We start from the raw sequence: 21,129 nt of genomic DNA, 5'->3' as shown, positions 1-21,129 counted from the left end.
CGGGTGATGCAGACCCGGGCCCGGGCCGAACTGGCCGCGCGCCGGGCCGCGACCGCTCGCCAGCGCCGCGCCGCCCGGGGGGGCGGCCCCCCCCGCCGCGAGGGGAGACCACCGTGACACCGCCGGCCGCAGCCAGCGCCGCCGCCACCCGTACCCGGACCGACGAGCAGACCACCGACCCCGCCGCGGCGAGCGCCGCGGCAGCCGAGGCCGAGGCACCCGCCCCCACGGGGCTGCCCGGCAACGGCGACGACGACCCCGACGAACGCACCGCGGCGGACGACCCCGCCGCTCCCGGCCGCACCCGCGCGGCCGCATCCCCGGTCGGCCCCGCCGGCCGCACCGGCCGGACGGAGGCGACCGGCCCGACCGGCGCCGCGTTCACCCGGCCCGGGGGGATGTTCTCCTCACTGCGCGTTCGCAACTACCGCTACTACTTCGCCGGCCAGGTGGTGTCCAACACCGGTACCTGGATGCAGCGCATCGCCCAGGACTGGCTGGTCCTGAGCCTCACCGGCAGCCCCCTCGCGGTCGGCATCACCACCGCCATGCAGTTCCTGCCGATGCTGCTGTTCGGCCTGTTCGGCGGAGTGCTCGCCGACCGGATGCCCAAGCGCCGGCTGCTGATCATGACCCAGGGCGCGATGGGCCTGCTGGCCGCCGGCCTGGCCGTGCTCACCGTCGGTGGCGTGGTGACCCCGTACTACGTGTACGTGTTCGCCCTGCTGCTCGGTCTGGTCACGGTGGTCGACAACCCGACCCGGCAGGCCTTCGTCTCCGAGATGGTCGGTCCGGAGCACCTCGCCAACGCGGTCAGCCTGAACGCCGCCAACTTCCAGACCGCCCGACTGGTCGGCCCCGCCGTCGCCGGCCTGCTGATCGCCGCGGTCGGCAGCGGCTGGGCGTTCGCGGTGAACGCGCTGTCGTTCGCCGCCGTGATCGGCGGACTGCTCGCGATGCGCTCGTCCGAACTGCGCCCGACCGCGCCGATCGCCCGTGAGAAGGGGCAGCTGCGCGAGGGGCTGCGGTACGTCAGGGAGCGGCCCGAGCTGCTCTGGCCGATGGTGCTGGCCGGGTTCATCGGCACCTTCGGCTTCAACTTCCCGACCCTGCTCTCGGGGTTCGCCTCCGACACCTTCCACGTCGGGGCCGGGCAGTACGGCCTGCTGAACACCGCGATGGCCGTCGGCTCGCTGACCGGCGCCCTGATCGCGGCCCGCCGCGGCGCGCCCCGGCTGCGGCGGCTCGTCGCGGCGGCCCTCGGGTTCGGCGTGCTGGAGGTGGTGGCGGCGTTCGCGCCCGGCTACTGGACCTTCGCGGCGCTGCTCACCCTCATCGGGGTGTTCGGACTGAGCTTCAACACCTCGGTCAACGCGACGCTCCAGCTGGCCACCGACCCCGCGATGCGCGGCCGGGTGATGGGTCTGCTGATGCTGGTGTTCACCGGCGGGACGCCGATCGGCGCGCCGGTCGTGGGCTGGGTCACCGCCTCCTACGGGCCCCGGCTGGGCCTGCTGGCCTGCGGCCTGGTCTCCGCGCTGGCGGCCGCGGTGGTCGGCCTGGTGCTGGCCCGCAGCGCCGAGCTGCGGCTGCGGCTGGACCTGCACCCCGGGCGCGGCGGCCGGGTGGTGGCCCTGGTGCCGCGCGCGGCGGTGCCGGGCGTCAAGCCGGAGCTGGCCACGGCCTGCTGACGCCGTGCGCCCGGCCCGTCCCCTCGACGGGCCGGGCGCCGCCGCTCAGAGCCGGATCGCCAGGATCTGCCCGGGCCAGGGGCCGGCCGGCTGGTCGACCTCGAAGGACTCGGTCTCGGTGAAGCCGAGCGCCCGGTACTGGCCCACCAGAGCGCGGTCGTCGCCGGCGAAGCAGTCCACCCGCAGCAGCCCGATGCCGCGCCGGCGGGCCTCGTCCAGGGCGTCGGCGATCAGCGCGGCGCCGATCCCCGAGCCCTTGCGCGCCCGGTCGGTGACCAGGTTGCGGATGTACAGCTCGGGCTCGCCGGCCGGGGCGGCGTACTCGGGGCGCTGCTCGGACAGCACGCAGGAGCCGACCGTGCGGCCCCCGTCGTCGACCGCGAGCCGGATCAGGAACGGCTCCCGCCCGTACCTGCCGATGTGCTCGACCCGGGCCGGGCTGCCGCTGAACGAGTGCTCGCCCCACTGGCGGGTGCGGCCCCGGGCCGCCAGCCAGGCCACGGCGCCGTCGAGCAGGGACAGGATGTCGGGGATGTCTTCGGGGCCCCCGTCGCGGATCTCCATGGAAGACCGTTCTAGCCCAAACCGTCGCGCCCGGGAAGACGCCGTCGCCGGGAGGACGGCCCGGTGAGGCCGTCGGCGGCGGTGCCGGGCGCCGGTCCGGTGGCCTCGGCGTCCGGGGGCGGACCGGCCGGGGGTACGCTCGTTGACCGTGGATCCCAAGACTCGAATGCGTATCGTGACCGGCGCCCTGGTCCTGCTGCTGGTCGTCGTGCTGGTCGGCTCGCTGGCCGGCCGGTAGCGCCGGCGGCCCCGGAGAACGACGGAAGGGCCACCGCCCGCAGGCGGTGGCCCTTCCGTACGCGGGTGCGTCCGGGGTGCGGTCAGAGCCGCTCGACCACATAGTCGACGCAGACCGTCAGCGCCTCGACGTCGGCCGGCTCGACCGCCGGGAACATCGCGATGCGCAGCTGGTTGCGGCCCAGCTTGCGGTACGGCTCGGTGTCGACGATGCCGTTGGCGCGCAGCACCTTGGCGACGGCGGCGGCGTCCACCGCGTCGTCGAAGTCGATCGTGCCGACGACCTGGGAGCGCTCGGCCGGGTTCGCCACGAACGGGCTGGCGAACGAGGACTTCTCGGCCCAGCCGTAGAGCCGGGACGACGAGTCGGCCGTACGGGCGACCGCCCAGTCGAGCCCGCCGTTGCCGTTCAGCCACTCCAGCTGGTCGGCCAGCAGGAACAGGGTGGCGATCGACGGGGTGTTGTACGTCTGGTCCTTCGACGAGTTGTCGATGGCCGTCGGCAGGTCGAAGAACGGCGGGATGTACCGGCCGGAGGCGGCGATCTCCGCGGCGCGCTCCAGGGCGGCCGGGGAGAAGGACGCCAGCCACAGGCCGCCCTCGGAGGCGAAGGACTTCTGCGGGGCGAAGTAGTAGACGTCGGTCTCGGTGATGTCCACCGGCAGGCCGCCGGCGCCCGAGGTGGCGTCCACCAGGACCAGCGAGCCCTCGTCGCCGCCGGCCGGGCGGGCGATCGGCATCGCGACGCCGGTCGAGGTCTCGTTGTGGGTGAGTCCGTAGACGTCCACCCCGGCCTCGGCGACCGGCAGCGGGTGGGTGCCCGGGGCGGTCTTGATCACGCTCGGCTCGGACAGCCAGGGCGCGGCCTTGACGGAGGAGGCGAACTTGGAGGAGAACTCGCCGAAGTCGAGGTGCTGGGACTTCTCCCGTACCAGGCCGAAGGCCGCGATGTCCCAGAAGGCGGTGGACCCGCCGTTGCCGAGCACCACCTGGTACCCCTCGGGGAGGGAGAACAGGCTGCTCACGCCCTCGCGCACGCGCTTGACCAGGTTCTTCACCGGGGCCTGGCGGTGCGAGGTGCCGAGCAGGGAGGTCTCGGTCGCGGCGAGGGCACTCAGGGCCTCGGGGCGCACCTTGGACGGGCCGCAGCCGAACCGGCCGTCGGCGGGCTTGATGTCAGCGGGGATCTGGATCTGAGCCACGGCGGCAGCCTACCCGCCGGGGCGGCCGGAAATCGACGGCAGTCCGCCCGCTGAGATGCCGCCGTCCCACCCGCGAGCTGCGGAAACAGCGGGTCCGGTTCACATCCCGGACCCGCTGTGCCCGCAGCCTCGCGGTGACCTGCGGCGACCTCCCCGGCGGGGCCGCGCGTCAGTGCGCGATGGCGTCGTAGCCCTCGATCTCCCGCGGGCTGCGCGGGCCGGGGCCGATGTAGCGCGCGGCGGGGCGCACGAGCCGGCCCGTGCGCTTCTGCTCCAGGATGTGCGCGGACCAGCCGGCCGTCCGGGCGCAGGTGAACATCGAGGTGAACATGTGCGCCGGGACCTCGGCGAAGTCCAGCATGATGGCGGCCCAGAACTCGACGTTGGTGGCCAGCACGCGGTCGGGGCGGCGGTTGTGCAGTTCCTCCAGCGCGGCCTTCTCCAGCGCCTCGGCGACCTCGTAGCGCGGCGCGCCGAGCTCCTTGGCGGTGCGGCGCAGCACCCGGGCGCGCGGGTCCTCGGCGCGGTAGACGCGGTGGCCGAAGCCCATCAGGCGCTCGCCCTTGTCCAGCGCGTTCTTGACCCAGGTGGTGGCGTCGCCGGTGCGCTCGATCTCCTCGATCATGCCGAGCACGCGGGACGGCGCACCGCCGTGCAGCGGGCCGGACATCGCGCCGACCGCGCCGGAGAGGGCGGCCGCGACGTCGGCGCCGGTGGACGCGATGACCCGGGCGGTGAAGGTGGAGGCGTTCATGCCGTGCTCGGCGGCGGAGGTCCAGTAGGCGTCGATGGCCTTGACGTGCTTGGGGTCGGGCTCGCCGCGCCAGCGGATCATGAACCGCTCGACGACGCTCCCGGCCTTGTCGATCTCGCTCTGCGGGACCATCGGCAGGCCCTGGCCGCGGGCGGACTGGGCGACGTAGGAGAGCGCCATCACGGCGGCGCGCGCGAGGTCGTCGCGGGCCTGCTCGGCGTCGATGTCCAGCAGCGGCTTCAGGCCCCAGACCGGGGCGAGCATGGCGAGCGCGGACTGCACGTCGACCCGGATGTCGCCGGAGTGGACCGGGATCGGGAAGGGCTCGGCGGCCGGCAGGCCGGGGTTGAAACGGCCGTCGACCAGCAGGCCCCAGACGTGACCGAAGGAGACCGAACCGACCAGGTCGTCGATGTCGACGCCTCGGTACCGCAGGGCGCCGCCTTCACGGTCCGGTTCGGCGATCTCGCTCTCGAACGCGACGACACCTTCGAGCCCGGGTACGAAGTCGGACATGCACGGCTCCTTCAGTTCTGCGATCGGCGGCCGCCGTGGTGGGGAGGCACGCCTGTGACCGAATGGTGGTTGGCACTCGGTGCCAGGGTGACAGGCACGGGGTGCATTGCGCCATACACCACCGTGGTGATGTTTTCCGGGGGCGCGCTTGACTTTTCACCCGGGGCTCCGGTGTGCCCGGCGGATCCCCCGGAACCAAGGGTGCGGTCCGGGACGAATCACCGTACGCCGGACGGCCGCGCGGTGGCGGGACACCTTATCTCCCACCGGGGTTTGTCCGGAGGTAGCGGTGCTGGTTGCTTGTCGTACGGGATGATGTTGCCGTGCAGACCCCGGACCGCGCCCAGTCGACGCCCCTGACCCCCGCCACCCGGATCCTGGCCGACGAGGCCCGCCCCGGACCGGACCTCACCGTGATGCGCAAGCACTACGCGCACGAGGGACTGGTCGAGGAGCAGCTCGCCGCCGACCCGGTCGGCCAGTTCACCCGGTGGTTCCACGAGGCGGACGAGGCCGGCGTGGTGGAGCCCAACGCGATGGTGCTCTCCACCGCCGACGGCCGGGGGCGGCCCGGCTCGCGCACGGTGCTGCTCAAGGCGTTCGACCTGCGCGGCTTCGTCTTCTTCACCAACTACGGCTCCCGCAAGGGCACCGAGCTCGCCGCCAACCCCCACGCCGCACTGCTCTTCCCGTGGATCCCGCTGGCCCGCCAGGTGATCGTCCAGGGCCGGGTGGAGAAGGTCGGCCGGGACGAGACCGCCGCCTACTTCCGCACCCGCCCGCACGGCTCGCAGCTCGGCGCGTGGGCCAGCGAGCAGTCCAGCCCGGTCGCCTCGCGCGAGGTGCTGGAGCAGCGCTACGCGGAGCTGGAGCGCCGCTACCCGGAGGGCGAGGGGGTGCCGGTGCCGCCGTTCTGGGGCGGGTACCGGGTGGTCCCGGAGAGCGTGGAGTTCTGGCAGGGCCGGGAGAACCGCCTGCACGACCGGCTGCGGTACGTCGCCGACCCGGCCGCCCCGACGGGCTGGCGGGTGGAGCGGCTCTGCCCGTGAGCGCCGGGCGGCTCTGCCCCCCGGCCCCCGGCGGCTCTGCCCCCCGCCCGGGCCGGCTCTGCCCCCGGGGCCCGCGTGCCGCCGCCCGGCCGCCCGGAGCGCCGCCCGCCGGGGCGCGGGGCCGGATCGCCGGGCCGTGCGGGGCCGGTCCGCGCTCCCGCCCCGCACGCCCCCGACCAGGGGCGTCGCCGCGCCGGGCCGTACTTGTGACGACACCGCGACAACTGCGATCATTCAGCGGCTGACCTGGTGTCAGCCCGCCAGTATGGTGGGGTCGTTCACCGGATCGGTGGGGGGTTTGGGTGCGGCCGTACTTCTTCTTCAGCTACGCACGGCGGGACCACCTGGCCGGCGATGCCTTCGTCGACCAGTTCTTCACCGATCTCCGGGACGAACTGGCCCGGATCGAGCCCGAGGCCGGCCCGGGCGAGCTGGCCTACCGGGACACCGAACGGCTGCGCGTAGGCGACGACTGGGAACGCCAGCTCTCCCGGATGGTCGGCGCCAGCCGCACCATGGTCGCCCTCTACTCGCCCGCCTACTTCGCCAGCCCCTACTGCGGCAAGGAGTGGACCGCCTTCGACCACCGGACGCGGCGCCACGAGGAGCAGACCGGCGAGAGCGTCCCCGCGCTCATCCCCGTGCTCTGGGAGCCGCCGCCCGAGGAACTGCCCGTCGAGGTGCGGCGGATCCAGTACGTGCAGTACGAGTTCGGCCCGGAGTACGCCGCCGGCGGACTGCGCCACCTGCTGCGCACCGACCCGCACGGCACGGCCTACCGGACGGTGGTGCGGGTGGTCGCCGAGCGGGTGCGGGAGGCCGCCGGCTGGCGGGTCACCGAACTGCGCGACCTCGACCTCGGCCAGGTGGAGGGCGTCTTCCCGGTCCGGGAGTACGTCCGCCCCGAGTGGACCACGCTGGTCCGGCTCTTCATCGCCGCCCGCTCGGCCGCCGAGCGGCCCGCCGCGAACGGCGACCGGGTGCCGGCGCAGCGCTCCGGCATGGGGGCGGCCGGGGGCATGGACGGCGCCAACGGCACGGACGGCCACGGCGAGCCGCACCATGGCGGCGGCCGGTACGGGGCCCACCCCAGGGACTGGGCGCCCTACGACCCGCCGCTGCTGACCTCGCTGGCCGTCCAGGCCCAGCAGGCGATCACCAAGGTCGGACACAGCACCAGCCTGGAGACGGTCGGCCCGGGCCTCGCCGACGCGCTCGACCGGGCCCGGGAGAACAACGAGGTCAGCGTCCTGCTGGTGGACCCCTGGGCGGCCGGTTCGGAGCCGTACCAGCAGGCGCTGCGCGACTTCGACCGGCAGAACCACCCGGCCACCGCCGTCCTGCTGCCGGACAGCGCCCGGGACCCGAAGGAGGGTCCGGCGCGCGCCCGGCTCTGGGAGGGGGTGCGCGCGGTGTTCCCGCGCACCTGGATGCAACGGTCCGGACCCGAGCCGCTCTTTCGCGTCCACGTCCAGCGGGAACGATTCGAGCGCGAGCTCCTGTCGAGCGTGACCGTCGCCCAGAACCGGCTGCTGGACCAGGACGACGGCGACGACCCGATGGCGGCCCGCGCCCAGTTCGGGCTCGGCCCCGGCCCCGGGCCGATGCCCGGGCTCACCATCCCCTCCTGGCCGCCCGCACTGCCCGGGCCGCCGGCCCCGCCCGGGCCGTTCGGGCCGTTCGGACCACCCCCTCCGCCGGGGCCCGGAACCCCGGACCCGGCGGGCCCGGCGGACGGCGGCCGCCCCCCGGAGCCGCCCGACCCCCCGGAACCGACCGCGCCGCGCCCCGGGCGCACCCCCGGCCCCGGGGGCACCCCGGGACCGCGGGGCGGCCGGCGCGAGGAGACCGTGCCCCTGACCACCCGGGCGATCAGTGAAGGAGAAGCGGACCGATGAGCCCCGAGCACGCAGCCCTCGCGGACCACGGGTCCGCAGCCCTGGCGACCCCGTCCACGGGCACGGTCGTCACCTTCTACTCGTTCAAGGGCGGCACCGGCCGCACCATGGCGCTGGCCAACCTGGGCTGGATCCTGGCCAGCCAGGGCCTGCGCGTCCTGGTGGTGGACTGGGACCTGGAGGCCCCGGGCCTGCACCGCTACTACCACCCGCTGCTGGTCGACCCGGAGCTGCACGCCACCGACGGGCTGATCGACATGCTCCGCGCCTACGTCGACGAGGCGCTGCCGGCCCCCGACCGCCCCGGTCCGGGCCCGGCCCCCCGGGACTGGCTGGCCACCCAGGGCCGGCTGGACCGCTACCTGTGCGGCCTGGCCCTCGACCTCCCCGACGGCGGCCGGCTCGACCTGATGCCGGCCGGCCGGCAGAACGCCTCCTACTCGGCCGCCGTCACCAGCTTCAACTGGCGCAGCTTCTACACCCGCCCCGACATCCGCGGCGCCGAGTTCCTGTACGCGCTGCGCGAGCAGTGGACCAGCAGCTACGACTACGTGCTGATCGACAGCCGCACCGGGGTCAGCGACACCTCGGGCATCTGCACCGTGCTGATGCCCGACACCGTCGTGGACTGCTTCACCCTCGGCGCCCAGAGCATCCGCGGCGGCGTCGACGCGGCCCGCGCCATCATCGACGCCGACGAGCGCGACATCCGGGTGCTGCCCGTCCCGATGCGGGTCGAGGACGCCGAGCGCGCCGGACTCGCGGCCGGCCGCGACCTCGCCCACGACGCCTTCGAGCCGTACCTGGACCGCTGGCTCAGCCCCGAGCGCCGGCAGGAGTACTGGCGCGACGTCGAGGTGCCGTACAAGCCGTTCTACGCCTACGAGGAGGTGCCGGCGACCATCGTCGACCGGCCGCAGCAGGGCCGCAGCCTGCTCGCCGCCTTCGAACGGCTGGCGTCCTGGCTCACCGGCGGCCGGGTCACCGCGCTGCAGCCCCTCCCCGACCTGGCCCGCCGCCGGCTCTACGCGGCCTACCTGCGCACCGGCCGGATCCGCTCCCGCCAGGTGTACGTCAGCTACGCCCCGAAGGACCGGGTCTGGGCCGAGTGGATCGCCGAGACCCTGCGCCGCTTCGGCTACCTGGCCTCCCTGCACAGCGCGGGCGTCCCGCTCGAACCGGGCCCGCCGCACGCCGCCGCGCTGCCCGAGGCCACCGGGCCGCTGGACGGCGACGGCCGGCTGCTCGCCCTGATCACCCCCGCCTACGGGGCGCTGCCGCGGGCCCGGGAGATCTGGCGCAGGCTCACCACCCAGGGACCGGTCGGCGACTCCGGGGCGCTGCTCGCGGTGCGGGTCGGCCCGGCGGAGGTCCCGGAGGCGCCGCAGTTCGCCGGGTTCCGGGCGCTGGAGCTGCCGACCCGCTCGGCCGAGCAGGCCGAGGCGAAGCTGTTCGAGCTGATCGGCCCGCCACCGGGCGCCGGGCGCTGGATGGAATCCGGCGAGATCGTCATGCCGCGCCCGCCGCGCTTCCCGGAGAGCCGCCCCGCCGTCCGGGAGCTGCCGCCGCGGATGTCCACCTTCACCGGCCGGATGCGCTTGCTGGAGGACATCCGGGACGGCTTCACCGGCGGCAAGGAGACGGTTCCCGTCCAGTCGCTCTACGGCATCGGCGGCGTCGGCAAGTCGCAGGCCGCGATCGAGTACGCGCACCGCTTCGCGGCCGCCTACGACGTCATCTGGTGGGTGCCCGCCCAGCAGCTCGCGGTGGTCCCGCAGAAGCTCGCCGAACTCGCCCCCCACCTCGGGGTGACGGTCGACGGCGACGTCACCCGCACCGCGCGCGCGGTGCTGGAGGCGCTCGGCAGCGGGCGCCCGCACCGCCGCTGGCTGCTGCTGTTCGACAACGCCGAGGACCCGGAGCAGCTGGACCCCTGGCTGCCCGCCTCCGGGCGCGAGGGCCACGTCCTGGTCACCTCGCGCGACCTGCGCTGGGCGCGCCGGCCCGGCCACCTGCCGGTCGAGGTGTTCGACCGGGAGGAGAGCGTGGAACTCGTCCGGCACTTCAACACCGGGGTCGAGCAGGCCGACGCCGAGCGGATCGCCGAACTGCTCGGCGACCTGCCGCTCGCCGTCGGCCAGGCCGCCGCCTGGCTGCAGGAGACCCCGATGCCGGCGGGCACCTACGCGGACCTGCTCGACGAGGCGCTCACCGACATCCTCGACCGCACCTCGCGGCGCCGCCCGAACGCGGGCGGCGGCGGGCGGGCCTCCGAGGAGGGGACCAACGCCGCGGCGACCGAGGCGACCTGGCGGATCGTCGGTACCGACCTGCGGCGGATCAACGCCCCGGCCGCCCGGCTGCTGGAGATCTGCGGCTTCCTCGGCCCGGAGGCCATCCCGATCGACCTGCTGTACAGCCCCCCGGTGGCCGAGGCGATCGGCCTCGACCCGGCCGGGGCCGACTACCGCTTCGCGATCGGCGACATCCTGCGGACCGCCAACCAGTTCAACCTGGCCCGCTACGACCAGGCGGCCGGGACCCTGGTGGTGCACCGGATCGTCCAGGCGCTGCTGCGCGAGCAGGTCGCCGACGCCGACCGCGAGCGGGTGCGCGGCGCGGCCCACCGGGCCCTCGCCCACGTCGCCCCCGCCGACCCCGACCAGCCGGTGAACTGGCTGCGGTATGCCGAACTGCTGCCGCACCTGCGGCCGTCCGGTGCGGCGGACTCCACCGACCCCGTGGTCCGCCAGTGGATCGTCAACTCGGTCCGCTACCTGTGGCAGCGCGGTCTGAACAGCACCGGGCGCGACCTGGCCGAGCTGGTCCTCGCGCGCTGGCGCGAGGCCGGCCCGCAGAGCGCCGAGGCCGAGGTGAAGGAGCACCTGCTGCGGGTCCAGCTCGGGAACATCCAGCGCTCCCAGGGGCTGGTCCGGGAGGCGTACGAGACCGACCGCAAGGCGTTCGAGCGGCTGACCGCCCTGGTGGGCCGGGACCACCGGGACACCGTCCTCGCGGCGATGGGCCTCGGCGGGGACCTGCGCCACCTCGGCCGCTACCAGGAGGCCCGCGAGCTGGACGAGGTGACGCTCGGCGTCGCCCACCGGGAGTTCGGCGCGGGCAGCTCGCGCGGTCTGATGGCCGAGAGCAACCTGGCCCTGTCGATCATGCTGGCCGGGGACTTCGTCGAGGCGGCGGCGCGGCAGGCGCTGGTCTACGCCCGCCGGCTGGAGGCCTTCGGCAAGCGCGACCCGTACACCATCCTCAACGGGCTCGTGCTGGGCCACACGCTGCGCGAGGTGGGCCGCCCGGTCGAGGCGCTGGACCGGCTGGACAAGACCGTCAGCCGGGGCCGTGACGTGCTCGGCGAGGAGCACGACGAGACCCTGCGCGCCCGCCGCTTCCGCAGCGCCACCCTGCGCCGGCTGGGCCGGCTGCCGGAGGCGCTGGTCGAGGTGGAGGACGTCCACCGGCGGCTGTACGCGAGCCACGGGCCCAACCACCCCAACACCGCCGGCGCGGCCAGCACCCTCGCGGCGGTGCTCGGGGCGCTCGGGGACGGCGAACAGGCCGCCGAGTACGCCGAGGAGTCGTACCGCTACCACCGCGACCACCTCGCCGCGGGCCACCCCGTGGTGTTCGTCGCGGCCGGCAACCTCGGGGTGGCGCTGCGCCGGGCCGGCCGGGCGGAGGAGGCCCGGGCGATCTCCGGGGAGGTGCTGAAGGGCCTGCTCAGGGGCCTCGACGAGCGCCACCCGTGGATCGCGGTCTCCCGGCTGAACCGGGCGGTCGACGTGGCCCGGGCGGGCGGGCACGGCGAGGCGGTGACCCTGGCCGAGGCGGCCACGGAGGCGCTGACCGGACGCATCGGCCCCGACCACCCGGACACCCTGACGGCCGCGGTGAACCTCTCCCTGGCGCTCGCCGCCGTCGGCCGCGCCGAGCGGGCGGCGGACCTGGGCGGGCAGACGCTGGCCCGCGCCCGTGCGGTGTCCTACCTGGGGGAGGGCCACCCGCTCACCGAGTCGGCCCGGGTGGGGGAGTGGCTGGACACGTCGATCGAGCTGCCGCCGACGTGACCGGCGCCGGCAGGCGGATCTGCAGCACGGACCGGAAACCTGACGATCGGGAGTTGGACATGGAAAAGACCGTGGCACCGCACACCGTGACCGAACGGCCCGCGCGGCCCGGCACCGGGGACCGCCCGGCCCTGGCCGACCTGGTGAGGCTGGACGCGGGCGAGCTGACGCGCAGGCTCGAACTCGCGCTGCCCGGCGCGGGGGCCCGGGCCGTCTCGCCGTTCAACTCCTCGATCTGACCCCGGATTGCCCGGCGCCGTGATTAATCGGCGGCAGGGGTTGGAAACGTGCGGTCATGACGTCTCCGCCCCCGCCGCCGTGCACGCAGTTCGTCCTGAAGGTCCACAGCCGGTGCGACCTCGCCTGCGACCACTGCTACGTCTACGAGCACGCCGACACCGGCTGGCGCTCGCGCCCCCGGGTCGTCGGTGAGGACGTGCTGGCGGCCGCCGCCGGACGGATCGGGGAGCACGCCGCCGCGCACGGGCTGACCGGCGTCCGGGTCGTCCTGCACGGGGGCGAGCCGCTGCTGGCCGGACCGGAGGTGTTCCGGCGGACGGCGGAACTGCTGCGGGCCGCGCTGCCCGAGGTGTGCGAACTCGACCTGCGGGTGCACACCAACGGGGTCCGGCTCACCCCGGCCCTCTGCGAGCTGTTCGACGCGCTCGGCATCCGGGTCGGCATCTCGCTCGACGGGGACCGGGCCGCCAACGACCGGCACCGCCGGTTCGCCGACGGCCGCTCCAGCCACCCGCAGGTGCTGCGCGCCGTCGCACTGCTGCGCGAGCCGCGCTTCCGGCACCTGTACGCGGGACTGCTCTGCACCGTCGACGCCGCCAACGACCCGGCCGCCGTCTACCGGGCACTCGCCGCACTGGAGCCGCCCGCCGTCGACTTCCTGCTCCCGCACGCCACCTGGGAGCAGCCGCCGGACCGGCCCGCCGGGCTGGGCCCCGCGCCGTACGCGGCCTGGCTGCTGGCCGTGCACGCGCTGTGGGAGGCGGACGGGCGTCCGTTCGCCGTCCGCACCTTCGACTCGGTGCACCGCACCCTGTCCGGGCTGTCCGGGCTCACCGAGGCGCTCGGGCTGGAGCCGGTCGACCTGGTGGTGCTGGAGACGGACGGCACGTACGAGCAGGCGGACAGCCTGAAGACCGCCTACGACGGCGCGCCCGCCACCGGGATGGACGTCTTCCGGCACAGCCTCGACGAGGTCGCCCGGCACCCGGGGATGGCCGCCCGGCAGTCCGGTCTGGCCGGGCTGAGCCCGACCTGCCGGGCCTGCCCGGTGGTGCGCTCCTGCGGCGGGGGCCTGTACGCGCACCGCTACCGGGAGGGCTCCTTCGACCACCCCTCGGTGTACTGCGCGGACCTGCGGGAGCTGGTCGACGGGCTGGCCGCGCGGGCGGACCGTGCGGCCGGGGCGGCCGGGGCGGCCGGGGCGGCCGGGCCGGGCGGGGTCCCGGTGCCTGCCGCACCGGCGGCGGACCTCGCCGGGCCGGGGCTCTCGGAGGCGCAACTGGACGAGCTGGCCCTCGGGCTGGGCGGCGCGGGGACGGTCCGCGCCCTGGCCGCCTCCCAACTCTCCCTCACCCGGGCGATGCTGGCCGCCGTGCACGGCTCCTCGGGCCTGGCCCGCTCGGCCGCCTGGGAGCTGCTCGCCGAGCTGGACGCCACCGAACCGGCGGCCGTGGACGCGGTGTTCGCCCACCCGTACGTCCGGGCGTGGGCGGCCCGGCGGCTCGGCGGCGACCCGGACGCCGGCCTCGGCCCGCTGGCGGAGCTGGCCGCCGCGGCCGCAGCCGAGGCCGGGCGCGGGGACACCGTGACGGTGCCGGTCCGGGAGGGGATCCTGCACCTGCCGACGCTCGGCCGCCTGGTGCTGGGCCGGGGCGTGCGCGAGGCCCGGGTGACCGGCGGGCCCACGGGGTGGCGCGCCCGCACGGACGACGGCGTCGTCACCGGTCCGGACGACCCGCGCTGGCAGCCGGTCCGGCGGGTCGGGCTGGGGGCCGGGCGGGTGCTCGCGCTGGAGGACGTCGACCCGGGCCGCGCCGCCCACCGCTGGCCGGTCGCGGACCGGTTGGACGAGGCGGAACACGAGGCGTGGGCCGGGGACCTGCGGACGGCCGCCGACCTGCTGGACCGGGACCTGCCCGGGTACGCGGAGGGCCTGTGGGCCGGCCTGACCACCGTCACCCCGCTGCGGCCGGACCCGGCCGGGCACGACGTGAGTTCGGCGGCCCGGCAGGCCTTCGGCGCGGTCGGCATCGCCCGCCCGGCCGGCCCGCCGGTGCTCGCGCTGCTGCTGGCGCACGAGTTCCAGCACGTGAAGCTGGGCGCGGTGCTGGACCGCGCGGAACTCTACGACCGGGGCGACACCCGGGTGTTCAAGGCCTTCGGGCTGACCCCGAGGCCGGTCGGCTCGCTGTTCCAGGCCGTCTACGCCCACCTGGCGGTCACGGCCTTCTGGGGCACCCGGGTCCGGGCGCACCGCGGCACGGAGGGACCGTCCGCCGCCGAGGCCCGGTCCCGCTTCCTGCACTGGCGCGGCCTGACCGACGAGGCCGTGGACCTCCTGGCGGCGAGCGGAGCACTCACCCCCCTCGGCCACCGCTTCGCGGCGGGTGCGAGGGCTTCCGTCGACCCCTGGCTGCGGGCCCCCACGGGGTGAGCCGGGCCCGCTCTTCCGGGGCCGCTCCCGCGCCGCGCGGGAGCGGCCCCGGAAGTCAGTGGATGCGGTTGTCGGCCTTGATGTCTTCGATCCAGGCGGCGAGTTGGGCCTTGGTGGCGGTGATGACGGTGGCGGGGTCGTCGGACTCGCGGATGTGGATGTCGCTGCTGCCGGAGGCTATCTCGATGCAGTCGGCGTCCTCCCCACTGAAACTCGACTTCTGCCAGTTGAGCTTCTCCATGGCTACCTCTCCAGGAGTTTGTAACGGACGTGCTGGATCATGCCCCACGAGTCACGAAAGGCTGCCGAAGGCCCGGACGTGGTGGAGTCCAGGGGCGGGAGCGCCATGCCCTTGAGCCGGTCGAACTTCCGCCGGAACGCCGCCACTCCTTCAGGATCTCCCAAGAAGGTCTGGCCGTGCGGGTTCTCCAGCAGAACGGTGTCCAGCCGTGAATGGGGACCGTGCAGCAGCACGAACGCGGTGTCGGTCGATGCGTAGACCGTGCAGTCGAACGGGAGGATCTGGATCGTCACATGAGGAAGGCGTGACATCTCGATCAGATGATTCAGTTGCTCCCGCATGACGGCCGGCCCGCCGTACATCATGTGGAGGGCAGCTTCATGGATCACGGCATGGAAGGGCGGGGCCTTCTCGGCGGTCAGTACCTGTTGGCGTTTGCCGCGGAACTCGACTTTCCGTTCGGTGTATTCGTGGATGACTTCGGTGTATCCCCTCGTCTGGAGGAGGCCGGGGATGAGGTGGGTCTGGTAGCTGGCGAGTCCGGTGGCCGTCGATTCGAACTCGGCCAGGTCGAGTGCGGCGGGTACGACGAAGGGCCGGTACTCGCTCCACCATCCTTTGCCGTTGCTGTTGCACAACGCGACGAGGCCGGTGCGGTACTCGGGATCGGTGACGTTGCATGCGTCGAGCCAGAGGGCGAGCCGCTCAAGGTTGAGGCCCAGTCGCCCGGCCTCGGTGTGGCTGACGGCGGGACCCTTCATCCCGAGTACTTCGCCGATCTCGGCGGAGGACAGGCCTGCGGCGTTGCGCATTCGTCTCAGTTCATCGCCGAATCGGCGTTGGCGTTCGCTGATATCGGTCCTGAACCCCACGTGCTTACCTTCCTGCTCGAACAGGTGCTGTCGGATCCGAAGCCTACCGACAGTGTGGAAGTGAATGCAGAGAGTGTTGCATAGTTGAGGGATTCTGGCCTACAGTTGCTATGACCGCTTGCCAGACGGTCTGTCAGTAACGTCCAACCCGAGGGCAGTTGGTACCGCCTGCCCGGGCACCGAAGAGCACTCGTACGCGGCGCCTCCAGTCCCGCTACGGGCCCGTTCACGGCGACAGACCCCAAGGTGTGCCCCTCCTTACACCGCAGGGAGTTCCCCCGTGTGTATCCCCAGCCTCAACTCTCCCTCCCTCACCCTCGCCCGCCAGTCGTTGCGCGACGCGATGTCGCGCGCCGGGTGGGAGTCCGACCGCATCCTCGACGCCGAGCTCGCGCTCGTCGAGCTGATCGTCAACGCCTGGCGGCACGGTCGCACCGCCGCCCCCGTCGTCCAGATCCTCTTCCTCCGCCGCACCCTCCGGGTCTCGGTCGGCGACGAGAGCGGCGCCCTGCCCAGACCGCGCCGCTCCACCGCCGGTGAGGAGCCCGCCGAGTGCGGACGCGGCCTCCAGCTCGTCGCCGGGCTCACCCAGCGCTGGGGCGCGGAGCCGCAGAAGCGGGGCAAGCTCGTCTGGTTCGAACTCGACTCGGCCGCGTGACCGTCGCCGGCTGCCTGCTCGTCCTCGCCTCGGCACTCGTCGGGGCGGTCGGCGAGGTCCTGACGCGCTCGCTGCGGGACCGCGTCGACCGGGCGGACGGAACCCGTCGCAAGGCCTGCCGAACGCAGGTGCCATAGATGGCACACCGCCCCCTCCTCCGGCCCGGACGAGGGGGCGGAGCGTAGATTCGGCCCATGAACGAGCTGCCTCCGGTCCTGGTCACCCGCCGCCTCGCCCCCGGTGTCGTCGAACGGCTCACCGCCAACCTCCCGGCCACCGTCCACGACTCCGACCAGCCGATGGACCGCGCCGACCTCCTCGCCGCCGTCCGCGGCCGCCGCGCCCTGATCACCACCCTCGACGACCGCGTGGACGCCGAACTCCTCGACGCCGCGGGCCCGGACCTCGCCGTCGTCGCCAACCACGCGGTCGGCCACCACAACATCGACCTGGCCGCCTGCGCCGAGCGCGGCATCCCGGTCACCAACACACCCGGCGTGCTCACCGCCGCCACCGCCGACATGGCGTGGGCCCTGCTGCTCGCGGCCACCCGCCGGCTCGGCGAGGGCGAGCGCCTGCTGCGCTCCGGCGAACCCTGGGCCTGGACCCCCAACTTCCTGCTCGGCGTCGAGCTCACCGGCACCCCGCTGGGCGTGCTCGGGATGGGCCGGATCGGGCAGGCGGTGGCCCGCCGTGCCCGGGGCTTCGACATGCCGGTCCGCTACCACAACCGCAACCCGCTGGCGCCCGAGCAGGCGGACGGCGCCGAGTGGCTGCCGCTGGAGCAGTTGCTCTCCACCTCGCCCGTCCTCGTCGTCACCTGCCCGCTGAGCGCGGAGACCCGGCACCTGCTGGACGCCCGCCGGCTCGCGCTGCTGCCGCCCGGCGCGGTGGTGGTCTCGATGACGGCCGGGGTCGTCGACGAGGAGGCGCTCGCCGCCGCCCTGGCCTCCGGTGCGCTGTTCGCCGCCGCCGTCGACAACTTCGAGCACGAGCCCGCCGTCCCGCCCGCCCTGCTCGCGCAGGAACGCGCGGTTCTCGCCCCGCACCTGGGCAGCGCCACCGTCCGCACCCGGCAGGCGATGGGCGACCTCGCCGTCGACAACGTCCTCGCCGTCCTCGCCGGCAAGGACCCGATCACCCCGGTGGTCCGCCGATGACCCCGGCCGCGCGGCAGGAGGTGCGCGGGCCGGCGGACGGGGGGCGGCCGGCCGCCCGGCACCGTGAGCGCTTCAGCTGGTGGGACCGCTTCTTCGGGTACTTCTGAGCGGTACGCGCCCGGAACGGTCGCTCCGGCTCAGGCCTCCCGGTCGGCCGCGCCGTTGACCTCGCGGCGGGCCTGCCAGGTGGTGTGCTCGCGGGAGACGGCGTCCTCGGCGTCGCGGGAGAAGCGGGCCCAGAGCTCCTCGGCGGCGGGCGAGCCGACGTCGAGGTGGGCGAGCTGGGCGCGGATCTGCGCGAGCTCGTCGGCGGCCAGGCCGTAGGCGGCCGCCAGCGGGCGGTACTGGCGCAGCTGCGCCCAGGCGGTGACCGAGGCGGCCACGGCCGAGACGGTGCCGAGGGCGTCGAAGGTGAACTGTCCCATCGCCCGCAGCACCGCGAGCACCAGGCCGAGCAGCGGCAGCCCCACCCCGGCCACCCCGGTCCAGAACCCCGCCCGGGCGCAGGAACGGGCCTTGGAGCGGTACCAGTCCTGCTGCACCTGGATCCGTTCGCGCAGGTAGACGTCCCGGCGCACGCTCAGCGGCTGCTCGCGCAGGCCCCGCATGGCCGCGGTTATCTGGCTGTCGGCGGGGCGGCCGGCCAGGCCGGGGCCGACCGCGCGGCTGCCCCGGAAGGCGTGCAGCACCCGGCCGAGCTGCAGGCCGTAGAGAGCCTCGGCGTCCGGCAGCGGGCGGGGCGGCGGCTGGAAGGCGTCGGCCCGGACGGCGAACTTCCAGGCCAGGGTCTTGACCGACTCGGCGGCGGCCCGGCCCTCGTACCAGAGGCCCTGCGGGTTCTGCCGGCTGATCACGGCGGACACGGCGACCGCGCCGAGGTAGGCGACGGCGGCGATCCAGGCCCAGGGCCCGCCGTCGGCGGAGCCGGCCGTGGCGGCGGCGACCAGCAGCAGCAGTTCGGCGGCGGAGAGCCGCACCGCCCTGGTCTGTCCCTGCTGGGAGGCCGAGTCGGCCGCCCAGAAGAGGTCCGGCAGCAGCTCGCGCTCCCGGACCGCCCGCTCCGCCCCACCCGCACCCGACGTCATTCCGTTCCCCACCTGTCGCTCCGCCCCCCGGCGTTCGCCGCTGCGGCGGTTCTGCCCAGCGGGACGGGCCGGTACGCCTCGGCCGGGGCACCCGGATCGATCAAGGCCGGCGGGCGGGCCGGGGCGGCGGCACCGCGCGGAGGACGCCGTGCGACGGCCTCCGGGGCGGTCCGTCCGACCCGCCGGGACCCCCGCAGGGCGTGCCCCGCCGCCCCGGACGGGGCGCACGGGGCGGCGCACGGAGGACACGGGGGCGCGGCGCTGCGGAGACGATGCGACCGGGGTCCGGTCCGCCGCTTCCGGACCCCGGACGGGCACGGGCGTCCACCGTGGAGGGATGGTCGGCGTACGTCCGCCCGTACGGACGGCCCTCGGGCCGTCCGCCGATCGTCCGGACCGGACCGGAGGAACGCCGCAGGCCCGGACGGCCGGCGCCGGGGCGGATCAGTGGCTGTAGAAGATCCGCTCCGCGTTGTCGGCCATCTGCTTGGCGTTCCACTCGGTCCCGCCGGGCACGTTCCCGGAGCGGAACAGCGGCGGGGTGGCGCCGGTGCCGTCGAGCGCCGCGTCGGCCAGCCGGCCCACCGCGGAGGCGACCACGGCCTGCATCAGCGCGCTGGTGACGATGGTGGAGACCGGGCCGAAGGTGGCCTCGGCACCGGGGTGGGTCAGCTCGCCGTCGCCGATCGCGATCTTGTTGTCCAGGACCACGTCGCAGTGGTCCTTGAGGTAGGTGCCGGAGGGGTGCCCCGAGGCGATCTCGCCGGGGTAGGCGAGCGAGGTCAGCCCGACGACCTTCAGGCCGCGCTCCCGGGCGTGCTGGGCCAGCTCGACCGGCATGACCTGCCGGCCGGAGAGCGAGATCAGGAACAGCAGGTCACCGGTGGTGGCGGGGGTCAGGTCCAGGGTGGCGGTGGCCAGGCCGGAGACCCGCTCCAGCGCGCTCGACAGCGGCGCCGGCATCACCGTGACCCCGGCCATGCCCGGGACCTCCAGCAGGTTGATCGGGACCAGCCCGCCGGCCCGGTAGACCACGTCCTGGGCGGCCAGCGAGGAGTGGCCGGCGCCGAACGTGAAGATCCGGTGTCCTCCGGAGATCGCGTCGGCCAGCAGGGCGGCGGCGGCCTCGATGTTCTCCGCCTCCTCGGTGCGGACCCGCCGGAGGTGGGCGATCGCGGCGTCGAAGTACCGGTCGACCAGCTCGCTCATCTGCTGCCTTCGCTCTCTGCCGGTGGGGGATCCGGCCGGGTGGGGCGGCCGTGGTGGTTCGGTCCGCGCGGGGGAGAAAGCTACGGCGAGCACCGTGCTGCCTCACCGGGGCCGCTGTCAACAGTCGTGAAATGCCGTTCCCGGCAGCCCGGGTCGGAGCCGGTTGTCGGCGCGGTACGTCAGAATTGGCGGTGAGGACACCGAGGAACGGAGCCAGCGGCGATGTCTGGGCTGATCGACACCACTGAGATGTACCTTCGCACCATCCTGGAGCTGGAGGAGGAGGGCATCACCCCGATGCGCGCGCGGATCGCCGAGCGCCTGGAGCAGAGCGGGCCCACGGTCAGCCAGACGGTCGGCCGGATGGAACGCGACGGCCTGCTCCGGGTCGCGGGCGACCGCCACCTGGAGCTCACCGAGGAGGGGCGCCGGCTCGCGGTGCGGGTGATGCGCAAGCACCGCATCGCCGAGTGCCTGCTGGTCGACGTGATCGGCCTGGAGTGGGAGCAGGTGCACGAGGAGGCCTGCCGCTGGGAGCACGTGATGAGCGAGACGGTCGAGCGCAAGGTGCTCGCCATGCTCGGCCACCCGACCCAGTCCCCGTACGGCAACCCGATCCCGGGGCTGGACGAGCTGGGCGACGCCAAGGCCGAGGGCGAGGGCTTCGACGCCGGGCTCGTCCCGCTCGACACGGTGCTGCCGGGCGACGACGGCGCCGACGTCGTGGTCCGCCGGATCGGCGAGCCGATCCAGACCGACGGGGACCTGATGCGCACGCTGCGCCGGGCCGGGGTCCGGCCGGGCTCCACGGTGCGGGTGACCGCCGGGGTCGGCGGGGTGCTGGTGGGCAACGGCGACAACGCCGCCGAGCTGGGCAAGGAGATCGCGGCGCACGTCTTCGTCGCACAGACCTGACGGAGCCGGGCCGTCCCGCCGGGCTCCCCGCGGGACCTCCGCGGGATCTCTGTGGGATCTGGGCGGGGGGCAATGCGCGGGCCCGTTCCGAGGGTCCGCAGGAACGACGCCGGCGGGGCCGGGCGCATCCCCGGCGCTGACCACCGCGGGCGCCCCCTACTCGTCCGGTTCCTCCTCGCTGCGGCCGTGCCCCGCCTCCATGGCCGCCACCGCCACCCAGCCGCTCGCGGTCAGTACGGTCAGCGCCCACCACCACACCGTGCGCTCAAAGGTTCCCGTCGCGGTCAGCAGGACCGCGGTGATGGTCAGCAGCCCGACCGCGGTG

Annotated in this window: 16 protein-coding genes; 9 read left to right on the top strand and 7 right to left on the bottom strand. The window is 74.7% G+C overall.

Annotation, left to right across the window (positions count from 1 at the left end):
* Positions 1-398 precede the first annotated feature (398 nt).
* Positions 399-1,691 (top strand): MFS transporter, encoded by a 1,293-nt coding sequence (locus ACFCX4_RS09350; RefSeq protein ID WP_376140075.1) that lies wholly within the window; start codon positions 399-401, stop codon positions 1,689-1,691.
* A 45-nt stretch (positions 1,692-1,736) separates the two neighbouring features.
* Here ACFCX4_RS09350 and ACFCX4_RS09345 read toward each other — a convergent pair whose 3' ends face one another.
* From ACFCX4_RS09345 to ACFCX4_RS09335, 3 genes are all read right to left on the bottom strand, one after another.
* Positions 1,737-2,255, bottom strand: coding sequence for a GNAT family N-acetyltransferase (locus ACFCX4_RS09345; protein ID WP_376140041.1), 519 nt, complete (start codon positions 2,253-2,255; stop codon positions 1,737-1,739).
* 320 nt (positions 2,256-2,575) lie between these two features.
* Entirely contained in the window at positions 2,576-3,694 is a 1,119-nt protein-coding gene (gene serC / locus ACFCX4_RS09340) for a phosphoserine transaminase (RefSeq protein ID WP_376140039.1), read from the bottom strand.
* Between the two features lie 169 nt (positions 3,695-3,863).
* Positions 3,864-4,964 (bottom strand): citrate synthase 2, encoded by a 1,101-nt coding sequence (locus ACFCX4_RS09335; RefSeq protein WP_376140037.1) that lies wholly within the window; start codon positions 4,962-4,964, stop codon positions 3,864-3,866.
* 416 nt (positions 4,965-5,380) lie between these two features.
* Between ACFCX4_RS09335 and pdxH the strand changes: the two genes are divergently transcribed.
* From pdxH to ACFCX4_RS09310, 5 genes are all read left to right on the top strand, one after another.
* Positions 5,381-6,013: a pyridoxamine 5'-phosphate oxidase gene (pdxH, locus tag ACFCX4_RS09330; RefSeq protein WP_376140073.1), complete on the top strand. Its 633-nt coding sequence runs from the start codon at positions 5,381-5,383 to the stop codon at positions 6,011-6,013.
* Positions 6,014-6,315: 302 nt separating this feature from the next.
* A complete protein-coding gene (locus ACFCX4_RS09325) occupies positions 6,316-7,911 on the top strand; it encodes a TIR-like protein FxsC (protein WP_376140035.1) in 1,596 nt (531 codons plus the stop codon).
* Positions 7,908-11,990 carry an FxSxx-COOH system tetratricopeptide repeat protein gene (gene fxsT / locus ACFCX4_RS09320; protein WP_376140033.1) on the top strand — a complete coding sequence of 1,361 codons (4,083 nt, stop codon included), beginning with the start codon at positions 7,908-7,910 and terminating at the stop codon, positions 11,988-11,990. The genes ACFCX4_RS09325 and fxsT overlap by 4 nt, the downstream gene beginning before the upstream one ends.
* A gap of 59 nt (positions 11,991-12,049) precedes the next feature.
* The gene (locus tag ACFCX4_RS09315) at positions 12,050-12,229 is read left to right on the top strand and encodes a hypothetical protein (protein WP_376140031.1); all 180 of its coding nucleotides are present in this window, start codon (positions 12,050-12,052) and stop codon (positions 12,227-12,229) included.
* A gap of 56 nt (positions 12,230-12,285) precedes the next feature.
* On the top strand, positions 12,286-14,664 hold the full coding sequence (locus ACFCX4_RS09310) for an FxsB family cyclophane-forming radical SAM/SPASM peptide maturase (protein WP_376140029.1): 2,379 nt from the start codon (positions 12,286-12,288) through the stop codon (positions 14,662-14,664).
* A 55-nt stretch (positions 14,665-14,719) separates the two neighbouring features.
* On the opposite strand, the gene ACFCX4_RS09305 is transcribed toward ACFCX4_RS09310, so the two are convergent.
* Complete coding sequence (locus tag ACFCX4_RS09305; protein WP_376140027.1) at positions 14,720-14,905, bottom strand: DUF397 domain-containing protein; 186 nt, start codon at positions 14,903-14,905, stop codon at positions 14,720-14,722.
* A 2-nt stretch (positions 14,906-14,907) separates the two neighbouring features.
* Positions 14,908-15,777: a helix-turn-helix domain-containing protein gene (locus tag ACFCX4_RS09300; RefSeq protein ID WP_376140025.1), complete on the bottom strand. Its 870-nt coding sequence runs from the start codon at positions 15,775-15,777 to the stop codon at positions 14,908-14,910.
* 280 nt (positions 15,778-16,057) lie between these two features.
* Here ACFCX4_RS09300 and ACFCX4_RS09295 point away from each other — a divergent pair, with 280 nt between their 5' ends.
* Both ACFCX4_RS09295 and ACFCX4_RS09290 read left to right on the top strand, forming a co-directional pair.
* A complete protein-coding gene (locus tag ACFCX4_RS09295; RefSeq protein WP_376140024.1) occupies positions 16,058-16,435 on the top strand; it encodes an ATP-binding protein in 378 nt (125 codons plus the stop codon).
* A 194-nt stretch (positions 16,436-16,629) separates the two neighbouring features.
* Complete coding sequence (locus ACFCX4_RS09290; RefSeq protein ID WP_376140022.1) at positions 16,630-17,595, top strand: 2-hydroxyacid dehydrogenase; 966 nt, start codon at positions 16,630-16,632, stop codon at positions 17,593-17,595.
* Positions 17,596-17,732: 137 nt separating this feature from the next.
* Here ACFCX4_RS09290 and ACFCX4_RS09285 read toward each other — a convergent pair whose 3' ends face one another.
* Together ACFCX4_RS09285 and ACFCX4_RS09280 are read right to left on the bottom strand one after the other, a co-directional pair.
* Positions 17,733-18,680 carry a DUF4231 domain-containing protein gene (locus tag ACFCX4_RS09285; protein ID WP_376140020.1) on the bottom strand — a complete coding sequence of 316 codons (948 nt, stop codon included), beginning with the start codon at positions 18,678-18,680 and terminating at the stop codon, positions 17,733-17,735.
* Positions 18,681-19,124: 444 nt separating this feature from the next.
* Positions 19,125-19,889, bottom strand: coding sequence for an SIS domain-containing protein (locus ACFCX4_RS09280; protein ID WP_376140018.1), 765 nt, complete (start codon positions 19,887-19,889; stop codon positions 19,125-19,127).
* A gap of 222 nt (positions 19,890-20,111) precedes the next feature.
* Here ACFCX4_RS09280 and ACFCX4_RS09275 point away from each other — a divergent pair, with 222 nt between their 5' ends.
* Positions 20,112-20,804: a metal-dependent transcriptional regulator gene (locus tag ACFCX4_RS09275; RefSeq protein WP_376140016.1), complete on the top strand. Its 693-nt coding sequence runs from the start codon at positions 20,112-20,114 to the stop codon at positions 20,802-20,804.
* Positions 20,805-21,129 lie beyond the last annotated feature (325 nt).

It is taken from the genome of Kitasatospora sp. NPDC056327 (genome assembly GCF_042261735.1).
In the GTDB taxonomy this organism is placed as follows: Bacteria; Actinomycetota; Actinomycetes; order Streptomycetales; family Streptomycetaceae; genus Kitasatospora.
This window is presented reverse-complemented; position numbering and strand designations above follow the sequence as displayed.

Coding starts and splice junctions, on each gene's coding strand:
- ACFCX4_RS09285 (WP_376140020.1), bottom strand. CDS start 18,680: ATGACGTCGGGTGCGGGTGGGGCGGAGCGGGCGGTCCGGGAGCGCGAG.
- fxsT (WP_376140033.1), top strand. CDS start 7,908: ATGAGCCCCGAGCACGCAGCCCTCGCGGACCACGGGTCCGCAGCCCTG.
- ACFCX4_RS09310 (WP_376140029.1), top strand. CDS start 12,286: ATGACGTCTCCGCCCCCGCCGCCGTGCACGCAGTTCGTCCTGAAGGTC.
- ACFCX4_RS09275 (WP_376140016.1), top strand. CDS start 20,112: ATGTCTGGGCTGATCGACACCACTGAGATGTACCTTCGCACCATCCTG.
- ACFCX4_RS09315 (WP_376140031.1), top strand. CDS start 12,050: ATGGAAAAGACCGTGGCACCGCACACCGTGACCGAACGGCCCGCGCGG.
- pdxH (WP_376140073.1), top strand. CDS start 5,381: ATGCGCAAGCACTACGCGCACGAGGGACTGGTCGAGGAGCAGCTCGCC.
- ACFCX4_RS09305 (WP_376140027.1), bottom strand. CDS start 14,905: ATGGAGAAGCTCAACTGGCAGAAGTCGAGTTTCAGTGGGGAGGACGCC.
- ACFCX4_RS09350 (WP_376140075.1), top strand. CDS start 399: ATGTTCTCCTCACTGCGCGTTCGCAACTACCGCTACTACTTCGCCGGC.
- ACFCX4_RS09345 (WP_376140041.1), bottom strand. CDS start 2,255: ATGGAGATCCGCGACGGGGGCCCCGAAGACATCCCCGACATCCTGTCC.
- ACFCX4_RS09280 (WP_376140018.1), bottom strand. CDS start 19,889: ATGAGCGAGCTGGTCGACCGGTACTTCGACGCCGCGATCGCCCACCTC.
- ACFCX4_RS09335 (WP_376140037.1), bottom strand. CDS start 4,964: ATGTCCGACTTCGTACCCGGGCTCGAAGGTGTCGTCGCGTTCGAGAGC.
- ACFCX4_RS09290 (WP_376140022.1), top strand. CDS start 16,630: ATGAACGAGCTGCCTCCGGTCCTGGTCACCCGCCGCCTCGCCCCCGGT.